Annotated in this window: 2 protein-coding genes; both read left to right on the forward strand. The window is 45.3% G+C overall.

Translation table 11 applies throughout. The annotated features are described in order from the left end of the window. On the forward strand, window positions 1–1,199 hold a 1,199-nt coding region (locus DP116_RS17835; protein WP_246275683.1), incomplete at its 5' end, for an efflux RND transporter periplasmic adaptor subunit. Between the two features lie 704 nt (window positions 1,200–1,903). After that, the gene (locus DP116_RS17840; protein WP_169156451.1) at window positions 1,904–3,565 is read left to right on the forward strand and encodes a pentapeptide repeat-containing protein; all 1,662 of its coding nucleotides are present in this window, start codon (window positions 1,904–1,906) and stop codon (window positions 3,563–3,565) included. Window positions 3,566–3,779 lie beyond the last annotated feature (214 nt).

Genomic DNA, 3,779 nt, shown 5'->3' on the forward strand with positions numbered 1-3,779 from the left:
GCTTGTTAACTGTGGAGCGAGGCAATGTTGAAACCACCATCACAGAGGGCGGTACTGTTGAACTGCGCGAACAGAGGATTGTCAAGTCCCCAACAGAGGGTGCAGTGGATCGGGTACTGGTAAAGCCAGGGGAGAAAGTCAGCTCTGGTCAAGTGCTACTCACCCTGCGTTACCCTGAGCGAAAAATTGCCCTTGCCAAACATGAGTTGCAGATTCGAGAACAGGAATTCACTTTAGCACGCGATCGCGAGAAAATTGTCGAAGCCCAACAGCAGCTCATGGCTGAGGAACGGGAACTGCGCAAGCTTTCATCCCTGGCGAAAGTGGGAGCTGTTGCTGGGCAACAAGTCCGAAAACAGGAAGACACAGTGCGTGCAGATCAGGCTAAAGTGCGAGATAGTCAGGCAGAGGCGCGCATCACCGCCCTCAAACTTCAAAGCCTGCAACTAGAGCGCCAAGGCATTGAGCAGCAACTCCAAAATACCACTGTGAGTGCACCGTTTAATAGCGTCGTTTTGGGTATTTACGTTAAGGACGGTGACGGAGTTCAGTTTCGCACCAACCTGCTCACCTTAGGCGACCCTAAGCAAGTACTCGTGAAGCTGCAGCTTTCCACCCTCAACGCAGCCCGAGTTCGGGTTAACCAAGTTGCCCGTGTCAGTGCGATCGGACCATCAGCACAGAAGTTCACCGGACGTGTGCAAAGTTTGTATCCTCAAGCACTGTCACCTGAAGAAACTCAGAAAGAGGGCGGGAACCAAAACCAATCGACTCAAGCAACGGTACCTGCTACAGTGCTACTTGATACCTCTACTAGCAAATTGATTCCTGGTAGCCGGGTGAATGTTGAGATTGTTTTAGAACAACGGCAAAACGTAGTCGTTTTGAGTACTGAAGCTATTCAACGTTCCCAAGCGCATCCCTTTGTCTGGGTTCGGGATAGTCAAAATAAGGCACAGAAACGAACCATCAACCTGGGATTGGAGGGGTTAGTAACCGTAGAAGTGACCTCTGGTTTGCGTGCAGGCGAACAGGTTATAGTGCCGCCCCCCCAGTCGCAACTCAAGCCAGGAATACCAGTCACCCCCTCCCAGGGAATTCAAGATTCAAAATCAGAAAAAACCTCGCGGGAGTTTGGAAATCCAGCAGCTTTGGCTCTTGTGGACAAGACAAGTGCTCGTAGTAACCCAAGTTTCTAGCACCGCTGAGTCCCAAGGGAACTCTTAACAGGGAACAGGAAGACCAATTACAGTACAAAAAGTATTAAAAAAAACTAAATTATTCTCATAGTTGCGAAATAACCGATTGTAACAGTACAAAGTGCGGAATGTGGGATATAAGCTTCCGAGTGCTGTTGCGATCAGGTGCGTACTGATTTGAGGTGTTGAAATTTCCGGAAACTATATTTGAGGTGTTGTAGTTTTAACAGACGATACCTGAGTAATTATGCAACTAACTCATCCAATTTTGAAAATCGACTTGGCGCAAACAACGAGTGTTTTCCCTAGTACACCTTGGCGTAAGTCCTGTACCCATGTCGCTACCCAATTTTTAGCATCAGTTTGAATCGTAAAAAATGGGTACTCTATTTACACCTGTTCTACGTTCTACTAGTCTACTTTTTTACTGTATTAATTAAGCAGACAAAACAAGCTTCTGCCCCACTAACGACAAATAAACTAGGACTTTTATAGTACATATACACTATAAATTTTGGCTATTTCAGCCCTTGTTCATGATTTAGGGCACTCAACTATGCAAATAGGCAAGCAAATTAGGGCTGTGCACAAGCGCCAGAAACAACGAAAAATCCTGATGCATATGATTGACAATTTGTGAGCGTGTGTAACTCCTATAAACTACACAAACTCTAAGGAGATGGATATCAACAGAGACAAAAAAGATGAAACTCACAAACCCCCAGAAAAGATGTTTTACAAAGTTTTTAGCTGCTGTCGCTTTATGTGCCCCATTGTTAGTAACGCTTCCAGGTAACGCGGCAAAACCTGAACACGTTAAACAGTTGCGGGACACGAAGAAATGTCGCAAATGTGATTTAAGTGGTGCCAACTTAAGTGGTGTCAACTTAAGTGGTGCGGACTTGAGTTATAGCAATTTAAGTGGTGCCAACTTAAGTGGTGCCAATTTAAGTTATGCCAACTTAAGTGGTGTCAACCTTAGAGGAGTCAACCTTAGAGGTGTCAACCTTAGAGGTGTCAGCCTCAGTGGTGTCAGCCTCAGCGGTGTCGATCTCAGTGGTGTCGATCTCAGTGGTGTCAGCCTCAGTGGTGTCAGCCTCAGCGGTGTCGATCTCAGTGGTGTCAGCCTCAGTGGTGTTAACCTCAGTGGTGTTAACCTCAGTGGTGTCAAGCTGAGTCGTGGTAACCTCAGCGGTGTCAACCTCAGTAGTGTCAACCTCAGTGGTGTCAACCTCAGTGGGGCTTCCTTGAATGGTTTTAACTTAAGGGGTGTGGAACTGAAGAATGCTAATCTCAGTGATGCTGATCTGGAAAATGCTGACCTGAGTAAAGCCAATCTGCGTGATGCTAACTTGAAGAATGCTAATCTCAAAAATGCTAACTTGAAAGGTGCAAAACTGATTGGAGTTAATCTAAATGGCGCTTCTTTGAAGAATGCTGACTTAAGAGGCGCTAACCTAGATGTAGAGACGCTACCGAATGATAACATCCTTGCCGAAGCTGCTGATTATAGCAGATGGGGAGATAATCGCTACAACAAAAGTGACTACAGAAGCGCGATCGCATATTACAATAAAGCAATTGAGATCGATGCAAAGTATAAAGAAGCGTACGCGAATCGGGGTCTTGCTCAAACCCAATTAAAAGATTATCAAGCAGCATTAGCAGATTACAACAACGCGCTCTCAATCGACCCAAACTATGCCAAAGCATACAACAATCGGGGCATGACTCGCACAGCGCAACAAGACTATCAAGCTGCATTAGCTGATTTCGACAAGGCTATTAGCATTGACTCTAAGTATGCCGAAGCTTACAATGGACGAGCAACAGTCCGTCTTATACAGAAAGACTATCCAGCGGTAATTACTGATGCAACAGAAGCGATTCGCCTCGATCCTAAATTAGCTGCCGCATATAATAACAGAGGTTTAGCCCGATTTGCCAAGCAAGAGTACCAGATGGCTATTAAAGATTATGACAAAGCCATTGATCACTCGGAGGGCTGGGCTTGGGCATACTTTAACCGGGGAGTCGCCCGCTATGCGAACAAGGAATATAAAGATGCCACTGAAGATTATGATAAGGCAATTGATATAGATGAAAACTACGTTGATGCTTACTATCAGCGAAGTATAGCCCGCTTTGCCCGCCAGAAATATGAGGATGCGATTAAAGATTGCGATCGCGTGATTGCGCGCGATCCTAACTATGCCCAAGCATACGAAAATAAAGGTAATGCTTTCTTGGCTTTGAAAAAGAAAGTAGAAGCGAAGCAGGCTTTTGAGCAAGCTGCCAAAATCTATTTTCAAAAACAGGATAACACCAATTTGCAACGAGTGCAGCAAACCATTACTGGAATTTAAGCGTTGCAGAATAGAAATATGAATTAGGGAGATCGCGCAAAGCAAGAGACGCGACGAGTGCGTATCGCGCTTGCTTTGTCCCCATCGTTATAGAAGTAGATACCATCCCAGTTATAAAAGGTAGGTTGAAAGCCCCTGATGTAATTTTGATTAGGCAATCTTATACTAAGTTGCGTTCAGAGGTAGTATCCACCAGATGAGGGAAAAAAGTTAA

It is taken from the genome of Brasilonema bromeliae SPC951, assembly GCF_012912135.1.
GTDB classification, from domain to species: Bacteria; Cyanobacteriota; Cyanobacteriia; order Cyanobacteriales; family Nostocaceae; genus Brasilonema; species Brasilonema bromeliae.